The organism is Geminicoccus roseus DSM 18922 (assembly GCF_000427665.1).
GTDB lineage: Bacteria > Pseudomonadota > Alphaproteobacteria > Geminicoccales > Geminicoccaceae > Geminicoccus > Geminicoccus roseus.
The window spans coordinates 3574929-3590306 of sequence record NZ_KE386572.1; the positions used below are offsets into that span (position 1 = coordinate 3574929).

The following is a 15378-nucleotide window of genomic DNA, read 5'->3' on the forward strand; positions in this document are numbered from 1 at the left end:
GCGCGAGGCGACGTTGCGCCCATAACGAGTGCTTGCCTAGAGTGCCCGGCCGATAACGAAAAGTTCGGGAGGGCCTCCTTGGATCTGCGGCAGCTTCGCTATTTCATCGCCATCGTCGAGCAGGGCTCCTTCTCCAAGGCGGCGCTGACCCTGCATGTCGCCCAGCCGGCGCTCAGCCTGCATGTCCGCAACATGGAGGCCGACCTCGGGACGCCGCTCCTGTTCCGCAGTCCCCAGGGTGTGGTGCCGACCGAAGCGGGCGAGATCCTGCTGCGCAAGGCACGACTGATCGTCGAGCAGTTCGAGGCGGTCCGCCAGGAGATCGAGGGGCACGAGGCGGAGCCGTCCGGTGAGGTGCGCCTGGGCGTGCCGGGGACGATCAGCCAGATCCTGGCGGTGCCGATGATCACCGAGGTGCGCCGCCTCTATCCCAAGATCAAGCTGCGGATCGCCGAGGCGATGAGCGGCTTCGTCCTGGAATGGCTGCGCGAGAACCGGATCGACCTGGGAATCCTCTACCTCCCGGTCGAGGATCGCGGGCTGACCTCGCGCAGCGTCCTGTCGGAGGAACTCACCCTGTTCGCGCCGGCCGCGAGGATCGGAGTCTGCACCGACCAGCCGGGCGAGGGGCCGGTGGCCTATGCCGACGTCGCCCACCTGCCGCTGATCCTGCCGAGCCCCGGCCACGGTCTGCGCCAGCTCCTGGAGGACAAGGCGACGGCGCGCGGCCTCCTGCTCAACTCGGTGATCGACGTGGACTCCTACGGCAACATCAAGGAACTGGTGGAAGCCGGGCTCGGCTACTCGATCCTGCCCACCCAGGCGATCGCCAAGGAGGTGCAGGCCGGCCGCCTGCGGACCTGGCGGGTCGAGAACCCGCTGCTGCGGCGCACGGTCCATCTGGTCCATCCAGCCGACCGGCCAATGCCCAATGCGGTGGCGGCGATCGAGCAGGTCTGCCGCACGACGCTGGCCCGGCTGGTGGAGAGCGGCCGATGGGACGGCGGGCAGCTGGAGGGCTCGCACTATAGCGGAGATCGGCGAACGAAGCCGTGACCCATACCCCGGTGTTATGCCTGTAAGCGGAAAATTCTCTTTGCGCTGCCAAGCGACCAAGCCGCAAGTAACCAGGCGATAAAGCCAATTCGATCCCCCATGCAGGGGAGAGAGCCAGGGAGGTAGATAGATGCTGCGCGTAGTCGGTTCGGCGGCGGTCGCCGCTTGCCTCACGATCGGAGCGCCGCTCGCGGCGGCCGAGAAGCCGTCCGAGCTGCGTATCGGCATCACAAGCTACAGTTCGGGACCCGCCTCGGTGTTCGGCGTTCCTGCCACCGACGCGGCCAACATGCTGGCCGAGCAGATCAACAAGGACGGCGGCATCCAGGGCGTGCCGGTGTCCTTGAGCTTCATGGACGAGGGCGCCGGGCTGGAGGCGCTCATGACCGAGTATCGCCGCCTGGCGCAGGACGTCGACGTCGACGTGATGTTCGCCTCGATCTCGTCCGGGGTGTGCAACAAGATCGCACCGCTCGCCGAAGACCTCGAAGTGATGAACTTCATGTGGGACTGCGGAACCCAGCGGATCTTCGAGGACGACGAGTACCGCTACGTCTTCCGCACCCAGGCCAACGCCACGCCCGAGGTCCTGGCGCCGCTGCTCTATCTCCTGGATACGAAGCCGGACTTCAAGACCATCGCGGTGGTGAACCAGGACTATGCCTGGGGCCGCGACAGCTGGCAGATCTTTTCGGAGGCGCTGAAGGTCCTGAAGCCGGACGTGGAGGTCGTGGCGGAACTGTTCCCGGCCTTCGGTGCGCCCGACTATTCGGCCGAGGTCTCCAGGCTGCAGGCGCTCAAGCCCGACGTGATCCTGTCGACCTCCTGGGGCGGCGACCTGGACACCTTCGTGCGCCAGGCCAACCAGCGCGGCCTGTTCGAGACCTCGCAGTTCGTGCTGCCGCTCGCCGAATCCTCGCTGCAGCGCCTGGGCAGCGACCTGCCCGACGGGGTGATCGTCGGCGGCCGCGGCGACCACTACTTCCTGCATCCGGAATACAAGGACGACCCGAAGCTGACCGCCTTCAACGAGGCGTTCAAGGAGAAGACCGGCTCCTACCCGATCTACTCCGTCTACCACATGGCCCAGGCCTTTGCGGCCCTGGAAGCTGCCTACGACAAGGCTGCCGCTGCCAATGGCGGGGAGTGGCCGGACCGCGACCAGGTCATCGACGCGATGACCGGTCTGGAGTTCCAGGGCTTCGGCCGCCCGCTGACCATCCGCGAGGACGGGCAGGGGATCGAGGCGCAGCTGGTCGGCGTCACCAAGACCGTGCCCGACTATCCGTTCCCGATCATCGACGACATGGCCGTCTATGCCGGCGAGGACCTGATGCCGCCGGTCGGCCAGGAATCGATCGAGTGGATCGGGACCCTGACGCCCGAGTTCACCAAGGTCGAGGCGAAGCGCTACCAGCACGGCTCCTGAGCCTTTCTCCAGGGCGGCCGGGGCATCTCATGTTCCGGCCGCGTTTCTTTTGTGACGAGCGGTGCCCATGTCCCTCGATATCGCCATCCTCGCGACCATGGACGGCATTTCCTATGCGTCCCTGATCTTCCTGGTCGCGGTCGGCCTCACCCTGATCTTCGGGGTGCTGGGCGTGCTCAACATCGCCCATGGCAGCTTCTATGCCCTGGGCGCCTACGGGGCCGCCTCGATCGGCAGCTGGCTGGTGGCCCAGGGCTTCAGCCCGTGGCTGACCTTCCCGGCCCTGGTGCTGGCGGCGATCCTGGTGGGGCTGCTGGTCGGCGGGACAATGGAATCGATCCTGCTGCGCCATATCTACACCAAGGACCCGGTGCTGCAGCTCCTCGTCACCTTCGCGGTGTTCATGATGCTGGAGAACATCCAGCGGATGATCTGGGGCGTGCAGCCGCTCTACATGGCCGAGCCGCTCCAGCTCCTGGGCAACGTGAGCGTGGTGGGGATCACCTACACCGCCTACCAGACGATCTTCCTGCCGATCCTGGCGATCGTGGTGCTGGTCGGCCTGCGCTACTTCCTGCGCCACACCCGCAACGGCGCCGAGATCCTGGCGGTGACCGAGGACCGCGAGGCCGCGACCGCGATCGGGATCAACGCCAAGAGGGTCTATTTCATGACCTTCGTGATCGGCGCGACGCTGGCGGCGGCGGGCGGCGCGCTCGCCACCCCGACCACCTCGCTGATCCCGGGCATGGGGGCGAACATGATCGTCCTGTCTTTCGCGGTGGCGGCCACGGCCGGGCTCGGCCAGATCGAGGGGGCGGCGATCTCCGCGCTGCTGATCGGCCTCAGCCGTTCCTTCGCCATCTACCTGGCGCCCGAGTTCGAGGTGCTGATGCCCTATCTCATCATGGTGCTCGTCCTGCTCGTTCGCCCGAACGGCCTGTTCGGCGTCGCCGCGGTGCGGAAGATCTGACCATGACCAAGCGCATCGCGCTGGCAGCGCTTCTCCTGCTGCTCCTGGCCGTCCCGGCGTTCGCCGGTTCGTCCATGACCTTCCTGACGATCGTCTACGCCAAGGCCCTTGCGGTCCTGGGCATCCTGCTGCTCCTGCAGGCCGGCCAGGTCTCGTTCGGCCACGGCATGTTCTTCGCCGCCGGCGCCTACACCGCCGCTTTTCTGGGCGATGCCTGGCGGGGTGCGGACATGGTGGTCCTGCTGGTCGCCGCGGCCCTGGTGTCGATCCTGGCCGGCCTGATCGTCGGGCTGTTCGTCACCCGCTACCGGGGCATCTTCTTCGGGATGCTCAACCTGGCCTTCTCCATGGTCCTGTTCGCGGTTCTGGAGAAGTTCTTCCACCTGACCGGCGGCTCGGACGGGATGCGCATCCGCCGCCCGACCCTCCTGGGCTTCAGCTTCGACCGCGGCTCCTTCGACCTCGTGATCTACTACACTGTCCTCGTGCTGGCGGTGCTGATGGCGGCGATGGTCTGGCAGTTCCTGCGCAGCCCGCTCGGCCAGGCGCTGAAGGCGATGAAGGCCAACGAGACCCGCCTGGAATATATCGGCATCTCGGCCAAGCACGTCATGCTGGTGAGCTACGTGTTCTCGGCCCTGCTCTGCGGGCTGGGCGGCGTCGCCATGGGCCTGGTCCAGGGCATCGCCACCCCGGACTACACGTTCTGGACCCGCTCCAGCGAGTTCGTGTTCATCGCGGTCCTGGGCGGGGCCGGCCATGTGCTGGGCGCCTTCGCCGGCTCGTTCGTCTACGAGGCGGTGAGGGTCTATGCCGCCGCGTTCCTGGCCGACAGCTGGCAGCTGATCCTGGGCGCGGTGCTGATCGTGGTGATCCTGTGGGCGCCGGGCGGGCTGATCGACCTGCACCGGCGATTGCCCTGGGCGCGCCGGCGCGAGGCGGCCGCCCGGGACGAGGCGCGGGCCGTGGAGAACGTGACGTGAGCCGTGCGCCGATGCTCCAGGCCAAGGGGCTGCAGATCCGGTTCGGCGGCGTGGTGGCGGCCGACGGGATCGAGCTGGACGTGTTCGAGGGCGAGAACCTCGCCATCATCGGGCCGAACGGTGCCGGCAAGACCACCTTTCTCAACATCTGCACGGGCTACCTGCGCCCGCAGGGTGGTACCGTCTGGTTCGAGGGCAAGGAGATCACCGCCCAGCCGCCGCGCACCATCACCCGCCTGGGCATTGCCCGGGCCTTCCAGATCCCGCAGCTGTTCACCGAGCACACCGTCCTGGAGAACATGCTGCTGGCGGCCGCCGTGCGCGAGCGGCGCTGGAACCCGTTCCGCACCATGCGGCACCTGCCCGAGCGCGACGAGATGGTGGCGCTGCTGGAACTGGTGGGCTGCGGCGACGTGAAGGAGCGGCGCGCCTCGGAACTGCCGGAAGGCCAGCGCAAGCTGGTCGACATCGCGGTGGCGCTGGCCCTGCGCCCGCGCCTGCTGCTGATGGACGAGCCCACCTCGGGCGTGGCGTCGGCCGACAAGTTCGAGGTGATGGAGATCCTGGTGGGTGCGCTCGCCAAGGCGAAGGTGAGCTCGGTGTTCGTCGAGCACGACATGGAAATGGTGAGCCGCTACGCGCACCGGGTCGCGGTCTGGAGTGCCGGCAAGATCCAGATGGCCGGACCGCCCGACCTGGTGCTGGCCGATCCCGAGGTGGTCCGCACGGTGATCGGAGGCTGACATGCTGTCGTTCGAACGCGTCGACGTCTCGATCGAGCGCATCCCGATTCTGCGCCAGATCTCGTTCCAGCTGGACGAGGGCGAGAGCGTCGCCTTGGTCGGCCGCAACGGCGCCGGCAAGACCACCACGCTGCGCACGATCATGGGCTTCACCGACTGCACCGGGCGGATGACCTTCCAGGGTCAGGACCTGGGCAGGGTGGCGCCGCATCTGCGCCCCGGCCTTGGCATCGGCTATGCGCCGGAGGACCGCCGGCTGTTCTCGCGCTTCACGGTGGAAGAGAACGTGCTGCTGCCGGCACGGGTGGCCCAGCTCGACCAGGCGGAGACCGGGCGGCGCCTGGCCCGGGTCTACGAGGTGCTGCCGGAGCTGAAGGAGCTGGCCGGGCGGCCGGCGGGCTCGGTGTCCGGCGGGCAGGGCAAGATGGTGGCGCTGGGCCGGGCCTTGATGCTGGGGACGCGGCTGGTGCTGCTGGACGAGCCGTTCCAGGGCTTGGCCCCCGTTTTGGCCCATCGCTACGCCGACGCGCTGCGCCGGCTGCGCGACCTGGCGCCGGAACTGACCCTGGTGATCACCGAATCCAACCCGCATCTGCTCAAGAATTTTGCGGAACGCACGATCGTGGTCGAGCGCGGTGCCATCGCATCCGACGACCGAACGGAGAAACTTGTCGCATGAGCGCTTCGACCTATCCGGAAGCCGCCACGGTGCAGGCCGCCGAGGGCGTCTTCATCGACAATCGCTGGGAGCCCGCCACCGGTCGCGGCACGGTGGATGTCGTGGCGCCTGCCGAAGGCCGGGTGTTCGCCAGGATCGCCGCCGGCGGAAAGCCGGACGTCGACCGCGCCGTGAAGGCAGCGCGCCATGCCGTCGAGGAAGGCCATTGGGGCCGCCTGTCCGCCCTGGAGCGTGGCCGGCTCCTGATGAAGCTGGGCCAGGCGATCGCCGACCATGCCGAGGAGCTTGCCCTGCTCGAGGCGCGCGACACCGGCAAGCCGATGAAGCAGGCCCGTGCCGACATGGTCGCGGCGGCCCGCTACTTCGAGTTCTACGGCTCCGCCGCCGACAAGGTGCATGGCGAAACCATCCCGTTCCTGCCGGGCTACCTCGTGGCGACCGAGCGCGAGCGCTTCGGCGTCACCGGGCACATCATTCCCTGGAACTACCCGGCGCAGATGTTCGGGCGCACCCTTGGGCCCGCTCTGGCGATGGGCAACGCCACGGTGCTGAAGCCGGCCGAGGACGCCTGCCTGACCTCCCTGCGTATTGCGGAGCTGGCGGCGGGCGTGGGCATGCCCGAGGGCGCCATCAACATCGTGCCGGGCCTGGGCGGCGAAGCCGGCGCGGCGCTGGCCGAGCATCCGGGGATCGACTTCATCGCGTTCACCGGCAGCCCCGAGGTCGGCGTGTTCATCCAGACCGCTGCTGCCCGCAACCATATCGGCTGCGTCCTGGAACTGGGCGGCAAGAGCCCGCAGATCGTGTTCGGCGACGCCGACCTCGACGTCGCGGTGCCGGTCCTGGTCAACGCCATCGTCCAGAATGCCGGGCAGACCTGCTCGGCGGGCTCCAGGCTGCTGATCGAGCAGAGCGCCTATGACCTGGTGATGGAGCGGGTGATCGAGCGGTTCGCTCGCCTGCGCGCCGGCACGCCGGAGATGGACCTGGACCTGGGCCCGGTCATCAACGCCAAGCAGAAGAAGCGGGTCGAAGGCTTCTTCAGCCGTGCCGAGGCCGATGGCGTTCCGCTGCTGGCCATGGGCCAGGTCGCCGAGGGAGCGCCCGCGGACGGATTCTTCGTGGCGCCGCGCATCTACGGGCCGGTGCCGCGCGGCAACCGGCTGGCTGTGGACGAGGTGTTCGGGCCGGTCCTCTCGGCGATCCCGTTCGAGGACGAGGCCGACGCGGTGCGCCTCGCCAACGACACCGACTACGGCCTGGTCGCCGGCGTCTGGTCCGGCAACGGGGCGCGGGCGACCCGGGTCGCGCGCAAGGTCCAGGCCGGCCAGGTGTTCGTGAACGCCTATGGCGCCGGCGGCGGCATCGAGCTGCCGTTCGGCGGGATGAAGAAGTCCGGTCATGGCCGCGAGAAGGGTTTCGAGGCGCTCTACGAGTTCGCCGCGCTGAAGACGATCGTGATCAAGCACGACTGAGAAGGAACAAGGACATGGGCGCACAGCACCGGCTGGCCGGGAAGTTCGCGATCGTCACCGGAGCGGGCGGCGGGTTTGGCGAGGCGATCGCCAAGCTGTTCGCTGCCGAGGGCGCCAGGGTGGCCGTGCTCGACATCCGCAAGGATGCGGCCGAGCGGGTGGCCGGCGAGATCGGGGAGAGCGCCGCGGCGTTCGCCGCGGATGTCGGCGTGAAGGCCGAGGTGGACGCGGCGGTCGAGGCGGCAGTGGCGCAGTTCGGCAAGCCGGACATCGTGGTCAACAATGCCGGCTGGACCCACAAGAACCAGCCGGCCCTGGACGTCGACGAGGAGACCTTCGACCGGGTGTTCCGGATCAACGTGAAGTCGATCTACCTGATGACCCACGCGACCGTGCCGCTCATGCGGCAGAACGGCGGCGGGGTGATCGTCAACATCGGCTCGGTCGCCGGCATCCGCCCGCGTCCGGGCCTGAGCTGGTACAACAGCACCAAGGGTGCGGTGAACATCATGTCCCAGTCGCTGGCGGTCGAGCTGGCGCCGGACAACATCCGGGTGAACGCGCTCTGCCCGGTGATGGGCGAAACCGGCCTGCTGGAATCCTTCATGGGCGTGCCGGACACGCCGGAGAACAGGGCGCGTTTCGTGGCGACGATCCCGCTCGGCCGGATGTCCCGTCCGGACGACATCGCGCGGGCAGCGCTCTACCTGGCCTCGCCGGATTCCGAGTTCGTCACCGGCGTGCTCCTGCCGGTGGACGGCGGCCGGACGATCTGACGTTCCAGAGCCTGGCTGAAAGCAGAACGGCCGCGCGAGAAGCGCGGCCGTTCGCCTGTTCGGAGCCTGACCGGATCAGCTGAGATCCATGGCCATGGGCACGTAGTCGAAGCCCTTCTGCGCCTTGCGGATATGGCCGATGCCCGGGAACGGGAAGTGGTAGCCCAGCATCACCAGCTGCTCCGAGGTCGCCATCTCGAACAGCTTCACCCGGGTGGCGGCCGCCTGCTTGGGATCGGTGTCGAAGGCGAACTCCCATTGCGGGTTCTCGAACAGGAGCGCGTAGTGGTGGACCACGTCGCCCACGTTCAGGAAGGACTGGCCGTTCGAGGTGATCACGTAGGAGACATGGCCGACCGTGTGGCCGGGCGTGAAGATCGCCTGGATGCCCGGGAGCACTTCCTTGCCGTCCTCCACGAACACCATGCGGTCCTGGTTGGGCAGGAGGTTGCGCCGGGCACCTTCCACGAAGGTCGGCAGGAAGCCTTCCGCCGAGAGCTTGCCCTCGTCGGTCCAGAAGTCGAAGTCCGCCTGGGACATGTAGATCTGGGCGTTGGGGAAGTTGCGCGAACCGTCGTCCGCCATGATGCCCCAGCAATGGTCCAGGTGGGCGTGAGTCAGGATCACCGCGTCGATGGTGGCCGGATCGATGCCCGAAGCCTTGATGCTGGCCATCAGCCGGCCGGATTCTGGGCCGAACAGCTTGGCGCTGCCCATGCCGCTGTCGAACAGGACCAGCTTCTCGCCGGTGTTCACGATCAGCGCGTTCTGCTCCAGCATCATCGGCGCCACCGGCAGGAATTCCCTGTCCATGATCGCCTGGATTTCCTCGACCGGCGCATCCGGGAACTGGTCGGTCGCCTTGCCGAGGTCGAGCCTGCCGTCGGAGACGATGGTTCCCTCGAAGTCGCCGATCTTGAACCGGTACCAGCCCGGCTGCTTGGTGCCGAGCATCGGCGCCTTGGCCTCGGCCCGGCCGGAACCGAACAGTCCGATACCGCCGGACGCCAGCGTCAGGCCGGCAGTGCCTGCCAGAAATCCACGTCGGCCGATCGGCGCCTTGATGATCGCCATGGTCTTCTCCTTTGTCGCGGCCGCGTCTTGCTGCGCGGCCGGCTCCCTGCCTCGTTGTTTCAAGGCCCAGACGAACTACTCGGAAGCATCGGGCCGGCATTGGGAGGTGACAAAGAGAAGTTTGCGCTGTTCGCCATAACGGCACGCTATGGCGAAGGGCCAAGCTCGCCATAGCGGCGTCTTATGCCGTGGGGAACATTTCGTTCATTGACGGCTGCTTCACGGAGGCGGTCTCTGCCCTGCAACCGAACCCGACGGAGGAACGTCGTTGAAGATTCGCGCGGCTGTCCTGCACGAAGCCCCCAAGAGCGCCCCGTTCGCGACGACCAGGCCGCTGGCGATCGAGGAGGTCGAGCTGGCCCCGCCCGGTCCGGGCGAGGTGCTGGTGCGGGTCGGCGCTGCCGGCCTGTGCCATTCCGACCTCTCGGTCATCAATGGCGACCGGCCGCGCCCGACCCCGATGGTGCTGGGCCACGAGGCGGCGGGCGTCGTCGAAGAGACCGGCCCCGGCGTCGCCGACCTGGTGCCGGGCGACCATGTGGTCATGGTGTTCGTGCCGTCCTGCGGCCATTGCGTCTGCTGCAGCGAGGGACGGCCGGCCCTGTGCGAGCCGGGCAACGCCACGAACGGCCAGGGGACCCTGTTGTCCGGCGAGCGCCGCCTGTCCTTCCAGGGCGGGCCGGTGCACCACCATGTCGGCGTTTCCGCGTTCGCCGACTACACCGTGGTGTCGCGCCACTCGCTGGTGAAGATCGACCGGGACATCCCGCTGGAGATCGCCGCCCTGTTCGGCTGCGCGGTGCTGACCGGTGTCGGGGCCGCGGTCAACACCGCCCAGGTGCGTGCCGGCGAGACGGTCGCGGTGGTGGGGCTGGGCGGGGTCGGCCTGAGCGCGCTCCTGGGCGCGTTGTCCTCGGGTGCTGCCCGGGTGATTGCGCTCGACCTCGCCGACGACAAGCTGGCGATGGCCAGGGAGCTGGGCGCCACCGACACGTTCAACGCTGGCGACCCGGACGCGATCGCCGCGATCCGTGCCGTCACCGGCGGCGGCGTCGACCATGCCCTGGAGATGGCCGGGTCGGCCAAGGCGCTGGAACTGGCCTTCGAGATCACCAGGCGCGGCGGCACCACCACCACCGCCGGCCTCGCCAACCCCGCCGCCCGCTTCGCCTTCTCCCCGACCCGGCTGGTCGGCGAGGAGCGCACCCTGCGCGGCAGCTATGTCGGCAGCTGCATCCCCACCCGGGACATCCCCCGCTTCGTGGCGCTCTACCGCGCCGGCCGCCTGCCGGTCGACCGGCTGCTGACCAGCCGCGGCACGCTGGACGACATCAACGCAGGCTTCGACGCGCTGGCGGAAGGCCGCACGGTCCGCCACGTCATCAGCCCGCACTGAGGAGCCTGGGCCTTGCGTGAAGCATGGGAGGCCCGGGCTCAGACCATCACGTCGCCGCCATTGGGCGAGAGGGTCTGGCCCACGTAATAGGAACCGGCCGAGGAGGCGAGCATCAGGGCGGTGGGCGCGATCTCGTCCACCTGGCCGAACCGGCCGATCGGCAGCTGCGCCTGCTTCATCTCGCGCCAGGCGGGGGAAAGGCCGCGCAGCAGGTCGGTCTCCACCGGGCCCGGCGCGATCGCGTTGACGGTGACGCCGTGCGGGGCGCCTTCGTAGGACAGGGCCCGGGTGAAGCCGACGATCCCGGCCTTGGCGGCGCAGTAATGGACCAGGCCCGGGGCGCCCTTGTAGGCGAGCTGCGAGGCGATGTTGATCACCCGGCCGTAGCCGCGCTGGACCATGTCCGGAAAGAAGGCGTGGGTGACCAGGAAGGTGCCGCGCAGATGCACGCCGATCATCCGGTCCCAGTCGGCGACCGACAGGTCGGCGAAAGCCTTGTCGCCGCCGATCCCGGCGCAGTTGACCAGGATGTCGACCTGGCCGAGTTCCTGCCTGGCCCAGGCTGCCATGGCGGCGACCGATGCCTCGTCGGCGACGTCGCATTCGGTGGCGGGGCAGGCCAAGCCGTCCGGCGCCAGCCGGCCGCGCAGCTCCTCCGCCCCCGCCGCATCGCCATGGTGGCAGACGGCCACCCGGGCGCCATGGCGCGCGAACAGCTCCGCGATGGCGCCGCCGATGCCGCGGCTGCCGCCGGTCACCAGGGCGGCGCGCCCTTCCAGGGAAAAGCTGGTCATGATCCCGGGTCCTCGGTCGTTGTCCGATCGGCGATACGCCCTGCCGGTCCTGCCGGATAGCCAGCACGGCGCCACGAGCGGAGCAGCATCACACATCTCGCGTTATGCGATATTTGCCTCTGCCTATTATCGCGCTCGACGTGTATTGCTGGTTCCGGGCGACGGGACACCACAGGCGGATCCGACCATGTGCAATGCCAGCACGGACGATCGGGCGGAGGCGGGACCACCGCGGGCCAACGCGGACCGGGCTGGAAGAGGGGCTGGTGCGTCCGGCGGGATTCGAACCCACGACCCCAGGATTAGGAATCCTGTGCTCTATCCTACTGAGCTACGGACGCGACCTGCCTCCCTCTACCACCGACCGGCGGCGACGGCCAGCCGTCGCGCGGTGCTGATGCTGGCGGGAGCGCTGCTGGGCGGCATGGGAACCCGGGCGGCGGCAGACGAGGCGGTTCGGGTGGAGCGGCTGGCGCGCGCCGACGCCTGGGTGCTGGCGGACGGGCGGACGATCCGGCTGGCCTCGGTGGTGGTGCCCGACCTGCCCGTGGAACTGCCGGCGAGGGCCCTGGCGCTGGTGGCGCCGCTGGCCGAGGGGCGGCGGCTCCGGCTGGCGGGCGGGGAGCGTGCGGACCGCTATGGCCGGATGCTCGGCACCCTGGTGGACGCGGCCGGCCAAGACCCCCGGCTGCTCCTGCTGCGGGCCGGGCTCGCGGTGGTGCGCTGCGGCGACGAGCCGGAGGCGGCGGTGCGCGTCCTGCTGGCGGCCGAGCGGGACGGCCGCTCGTCGGGGCGCGGGATCTGGGGCGAACTGGACCGGGCGCAGGCGACGCCTGTGACGGTGGCGCGGCGGATCGGGCGGTTCGCGCTGGTCGAGGGGGTCGCGGTCGCCGTCAAGACCAGCTGGGATGCGAGCTACCTGGACTTCGGCCCGGACTGGCGGACCGATTTCGGGATCCGCATTCTCAAGGCCGACCTGCGGCGGTTCGTGGCGGCGGGCCTGGATCCCACGACGCTGACGGGACGGAAGCTGCAGGTTCGTGGCTGGCCGTTTCAGGCCACCGGCCCCATGTTGGAACTGCGTGATCCACTGGAGCTACAGCCCCTGCCATGAAGCGCATCCTCCTCTCGCTCCTGATCGGCTCGGCCCTGGTGGGCTGCAACCAGGTGCGCAACCCGGCCACCGGGGCCATGCAGTACACGACCCTTTCCCAGGCGGACGAGCAGCGGCTGGGCGCCCAGGAGCACCCCAAGGTGCTGGCGGAGTTCGGCGGCGACTATGACGGCGCGCGGGCGGCTGCCTATGTCCAGGACCTAGGCGAAAAGCTGGTGGCGGTGAGCGAGCTGCCCGGGCAGGACTTCACCTTCACCCTGCTGGACAGCCCAGTGGTCAACGCCTTCGCCCTGCCGGGCGGCTATGTCTACGTCACCCGCGGCCTGATGGCGCTGGCGGCGGACGAGGCGGAACTGGCCGGGGTGATCGCGCACGAGATCGGCCACGTGACCGGGCGCCATACCGCCCAGCGCGATACCCAGTCGACCTATGCCCAGGGAGCCAGCGCCATCGGCGTGCTGCTGGGCGGGCTGTTCCTGGGCGAGGCGGGCGCGCGGGCCGCGGCCCAGGTGGCGCAGACCGCGGCGCCGGCCTGGGTGATGGGCTATTCGCGCGACCAGGAGTTCGAGGCGGACCAGCTTGGCATCCGCTACCTGACCCGGGCCGGCTACGACCCCCGGGCGATGGCAAGCTTCCTCGGCCGGCTGCAGGCCCAGGCGGAACTGCAGGCGCGCCAGACCGGGCAGCCGGTGGACGCGGAGGAAAGCATCTACGCCAGCCACCCGCGCACCCTGGACCGGGTGGCGCGGGCAGCCGACGAGGCGGCGCGGCAGAGCGAGACCGCCAACCGGCGCGGCCGCGACGCCTACCTGGCCGCGGTGGACGGGCTGCTCTACGGCGACGACCCGGCCCAGGGGCTGGTGATCGGCCGCAGCTTCGTTCATCCGGTCCTGGGCTTCCGCTTCGAGGCACCCCCGGGCTTCCGCCTCACCAACACGCCGCAGCAGGTGATCGGCCAGGCGGAGAACGGCGCGCTGATGGTGTTCGACATGGGCGAGCGGCAGACCGCCGACATACCGAGCTACCTGCAGCAGCAATGGCCGGGGCAGGGCGCCACCCGGGCGGTCTGGCCCACCAGCATCGACGGCCAGGATGCCGCCACCGGCCTCGCCGTCGGCCTGGTCGGCCGGCAGACCCGGCAGGTGCTGGTCGGCGCGATCGACGGTGGCGACAACAAGGTCTGGCGCTTCCAGTTCGTGGCGCCGCAGATGGACCAGCGCACCGCGGCGGCCTACCAGGGATCGATCGAATCCTTCGACTTCCTGACGCCCGCCGAAGCCGCGCGCTACCCGGGCAAGATGATCGACCTGCACACGGTCCGGGAGGGCGAGCGGCTGGCGCAGCTCCTCCGGAGCGACGACCCGGACCTCCTGGCCGATGTCCGGCTGATCAACGGGCTGCCGCTGGACGGCGGCGAGCCCGAGCCCGGCCGGGTGATCAAGCTGATCGTCCCGGCCACCGGCACCCCGGTGGCCGGGGCCGCCTCAGTTGATCAGCTTGGCGTCGAACCCGTCGGGACCGGAACATAGCAGGGTCGGCTTGCCGCGCAGGCTGCAGCGCAGCCAGACCTTGCCGCCCCAAAGATGGCGCAGGTGGCCCAGGGTCTTCTCGGCATGGGTCACCTCCAGGTCGCGGCCCTCATGCTCGTGGACCAGATAGAGGCCGCGGGTCCCGCCATAGTCGGCGTCGTGGATCTTGATCACCGGCATCGAGGCGGTGCCGGTCTGCCGGAGCAGCTTGGCCTTGATGTCCTCCCAGCCCTCGTCGGCGATCTCGTCGACCACGTAGTGCTCGCCGCGCTGGGCGTAGGAGAACATGTCGACCGCCTGCATGGTCCTGGCGTCGAGGAAGCGGCGCAGGAACGAGGTGTCGCGGTCGCTCTCGCGGACCTCGAACATCTTGCGCCGGCCCTCTGGGGTGTCGGCGCCGCCGAACTTCTTCTCGATCTCGTGCCAGAGCACGAAGCCCAGATGGTAGGGATTGATCGAACGGGGATGCGGGCAGACCACCTGATTGTGGCGGACCAGGAACTCCAGGTGCAGTTCCTGGGGCAGGTCGAGGGCGTTCATGATCTTGTGGTGCCAGAAGCTGGCCCAGCCCTCGTTCATGATCTTGGTTTCGATCTGCGGGATGAAGTAGCGCGCCTCGTCGTCGACGATGGTGAGGATGTCGCGCTGCCAGTCCTCCAGGTCGCGCCGGTGGTCGCGGATGAACAGGAGCAGGTCCTCGTCCGGCTCGACCGGCACCCGCAACAGGTCCGGCTCCGGCGGCTCCGGCTTGCGCGAGAGCAGCGGGAACGGATCCTCGGGCGGCTCGGCCGCCTCCATCGCCCGGCGCAGCTGCGCCTCGTGCGACAGGCGCGGCACCGAGGGGTTCTTGGAGCGCGAGAACGACAGGGCGTGGCAGGAATCCAGCCAGTCCTCCACCGCGGTGGCGCTGATCGAGGGATCCTCCTGGTAGCGGCGGACCCGGTCGGCGCGGGCCTTGAAGGTCGAGATGGTGTCGGTGGCCCGGGTGCCGGTGGCGAAGTTGAAGTTCTTCTTGAAGAAGTCGTTGTGCCCGTACACGTGGGCGATGGTGAGGACCTGCAGGCAGAGCGAGTTGTCGCGCATCAGGTAGGCAAGGCAGGGGTCGGAGTTGATCACCATCTCGTAGGGCAGGCCGGACACGCCATGGTCGTACATGGTCTTGGTCTTCTCGAACGCCTTGCCGAACGACCAGTGCGGGTAGTGCGACGGCATGCCGTGATAGGCCATGTAGCCCAGCATGGCGTTCTGGTCGCACACCTCGAATTCCTGCGGATAGCAGTCCAGGCCGAATTCCCGGACCTTTTCCTGGATCCGGTCGTCCCAGCGGGCGAGTTCGTCGAGCGTCCAGTTGGTCATG

Annotated in this window: 14 protein-coding genes and 1 tRNA gene; 11 read left to right on the forward strand and 4 right to left on the reverse strand. The window is 68.9% G+C overall.

Annotated elements, in window-relative coordinates:
• The first annotated feature begins 78 nt into the window (after nt 1–78).
• From GEMRO_RS30320 to GEMRO_RS0117905, 8 genes are all read left to right on the forward strand, one after another.
• The gene (locus GEMRO_RS30320) at nt 79–1056 is read left to right on the forward strand and encodes a LysR family transcriptional regulator (protein ID WP_051329195.1); all 978 of its coding nucleotides are present in this window, start codon (nt 79–81) and stop codon (nt 1054–1056) included.
• A gap of 130 nt (nt 1057–1186) precedes the next feature.
• Nucleotides 1187–2485 carry an ABC transporter substrate-binding protein gene (locus tag GEMRO_RS0117875; RefSeq protein WP_027135103.1) on the forward strand — a complete coding sequence of 433 codons (1299 nt, stop codon included), beginning with the start codon at nt 1187–1189 and terminating at the stop codon, nt 2483–2485.
• Nucleotides 2486–2552: 67 nt separating this feature from the next.
• Nucleotides 2553–3458 carry a branched-chain amino acid ABC transporter permease gene (locus GEMRO_RS0117880; protein ID WP_027135104.1) on the forward strand — a complete coding sequence of 302 codons (906 nt, stop codon included), beginning with the start codon at nt 2553–2555 and terminating at the stop codon, nt 3456–3458.
• Between the two features lie 2 nt (nt 3459–3460).
• Nucleotides 3461–4441: a branched-chain amino acid ABC transporter permease gene (locus GEMRO_RS30325; protein ID WP_035485551.1), complete on the forward strand. Its 981-nt coding sequence runs from the start codon at nt 3461–3463 to the stop codon at nt 4439–4441.
• Between the two features lie 11 nt (nt 4442–4452).
• The gene (locus tag GEMRO_RS0117890; RefSeq protein WP_084507107.1) at nt 4453–5184 is read left to right on the forward strand and encodes an ABC transporter ATP-binding protein; all 732 of its coding nucleotides are present in this window, start codon (nt 4453–4455) and stop codon (nt 5182–5184) included.
• 1 nt (nt 5185) lies between these two features.
• Nucleotides 5186–5863, forward strand: coding sequence for an ABC transporter ATP-binding protein (locus tag GEMRO_RS0117895; protein WP_027135106.1), 678 nt, complete (start codon nt 5186–5188; stop codon nt 5861–5863).
• Entirely contained in the window at nt 5860–7338 is a 1479-nt protein-coding gene (locus tag GEMRO_RS0117900; protein ID WP_027135107.1) for an aldehyde dehydrogenase family protein, read from the forward strand. Before GEMRO_RS0117895 ends, GEMRO_RS0117900 begins: the two co-directional genes overlap by 4 nt.
• A gap of 14 nt (nt 7339–7352) precedes the next feature.
• On the forward strand, nt 7353–8114 hold the full coding sequence (locus GEMRO_RS0117905) for a glucose 1-dehydrogenase (RefSeq protein WP_027135108.1): 762 nt from the start codon (nt 7353–7355) through the stop codon (nt 8112–8114).
• 75 nt (nt 8115–8189) lie between these two features.
• Here GEMRO_RS0117905 and GEMRO_RS0117910 read toward each other — a convergent pair whose 3' ends face one another.
• Nucleotides 8190–9188, reverse strand: a complete 999-nt coding sequence (locus tag GEMRO_RS0117910) for an MBL fold metallo-hydrolase (protein WP_027135109.1) — start codon at nt 9186–9188, stop codon at nt 8190–8192.
• Nucleotides 9189–9456: 268 nt separating this feature from the next.
• On the opposite strand from GEMRO_RS0117910, the gene GEMRO_RS0117915 reads away from it, so the two are divergent.
• Nucleotides 9457–10584: a zinc-dependent alcohol dehydrogenase family protein gene (locus tag GEMRO_RS0117915; RefSeq protein WP_027135110.1), complete on the forward strand. Its 1128-nt coding sequence runs from the start codon at nt 9457–9459 to the stop codon at nt 10582–10584.
• 38 nt (nt 10585–10622) lie between these two features.
• Here the strand turns inward: GEMRO_RS0117915 and GEMRO_RS0117920 are convergent, their stop codons facing one another.
• The gene (locus GEMRO_RS0117920; RefSeq protein ID WP_027135111.1) at nt 10623–11378 is read right to left on the reverse strand and encodes an SDR family NAD(P)-dependent oxidoreductase; all 756 of its coding nucleotides are present in this window, start codon (nt 11376–11378) and stop codon (nt 10623–10625) included.
• Nucleotides 11379–11642: 264 nt separating this feature from the next.
• Nucleotides 11643–11719, reverse strand: a tRNA-Arg gene (locus tag GEMRO_RS0117925).
• Between GEMRO_RS0117925 and GEMRO_RS30330 the strand changes: the two genes are divergently transcribed.
• Both GEMRO_RS30330 and GEMRO_RS30335 read left to right on the forward strand, forming a co-directional pair.
• Nucleotides 11692–12492: a thermonuclease family protein gene (locus GEMRO_RS30330; protein ID WP_157505631.1), complete on the forward strand. Its 801-nt coding sequence runs from the start codon at nt 11692–11694 to the stop codon at nt 12490–12492. The genes GEMRO_RS0117925 and GEMRO_RS30330 overlap by 28 nt on opposite strands.
• Entirely contained in the window at nt 12489–14021 is a 1533-nt protein-coding gene (locus GEMRO_RS30335; protein WP_051329196.1) for a M48 family metalloprotease, read from the forward strand. Before GEMRO_RS30330 ends, GEMRO_RS30335 begins: the two co-directional genes overlap by 4 nt.
• On the opposite strand, the gene GEMRO_RS0117940 is transcribed toward GEMRO_RS30335, so the two are convergent.
• A complete protein-coding gene (locus GEMRO_RS0117940) occupies nt 13977–15377 on the reverse strand; it encodes a SpoVR family protein (RefSeq protein ID WP_027135113.1) in 1401 nt (466 codons plus the stop codon). The two genes, GEMRO_RS30335 and GEMRO_RS0117940, sit on opposite strands and share 45 nt — an antisense overlap.
• Between the last annotated feature and the right edge of the window lies 1 nt (nt 15378).

Coding starts and splice junctions, on each gene's coding strand:
- GEMRO_RS0117875 (WP_027135103.1), top strand. CDS start 1,187: ATGCTGCGCGTAGTCGGTTCGGCGGCGGTCGCCGCTTGCCTCACGATC.
- GEMRO_RS0117880 (WP_027135104.1), top strand. CDS start 2,553: ATGTCCCTCGATATCGCCATCCTCGCGACCATGGACGGCATTTCCTAT.
- GEMRO_RS30325 (WP_035485551.1), top strand. CDS start 3,461: ATGACCAAGCGCATCGCGCTGGCAGCGCTTCTCCTGCTGCTCCTGGCC.
- GEMRO_RS0117890 (WP_084507107.1), top strand. CDS start 4,453: ATGCTCCAGGCCAAGGGGCTGCAGATCCGGTTCGGCGGCGTGGTGGCG.
- GEMRO_RS0117895 (WP_027135106.1), top strand. CDS start 5,186: ATGCTGTCGTTCGAACGCGTCGACGTCTCGATCGAGCGCATCCCGATT.
- GEMRO_RS0117900 (WP_027135107.1), top strand. CDS start 5,860: ATGAGCGCTTCGACCTATCCGGAAGCCGCCACGGTGCAGGCCGCCGAG.
- GEMRO_RS0117905 (WP_027135108.1), top strand. CDS start 7,353: ATGGGCGCACAGCACCGGCTGGCCGGGAAGTTCGCGATCGTCACCGGA.
- GEMRO_RS0117910 (WP_027135109.1), bottom strand. CDS start 9,188: ATGGCGATCATCAAGGCGCCGATCGGCCGACGTGGATTTCTGGCAGGC.
- GEMRO_RS0117920 (WP_027135111.1), bottom strand. CDS start 11,378: ATGACCAGCTTTTCCCTGGAAGGGCGCGCCGCCCTGGTGACCGGCGGC.
- GEMRO_RS30335 (WP_051329196.1), top strand. CDS start 12,489: ATGAAGCGCATCCTCCTCTCGCTCCTGATCGGCTCGGCCCTGGTGGGC.
- GEMRO_RS0117940 (WP_027135113.1), bottom strand. CDS start 15,377: ATGACCAACTGGACGCTCGACGAACTCGCCCGCTGGGACGACCGGATC.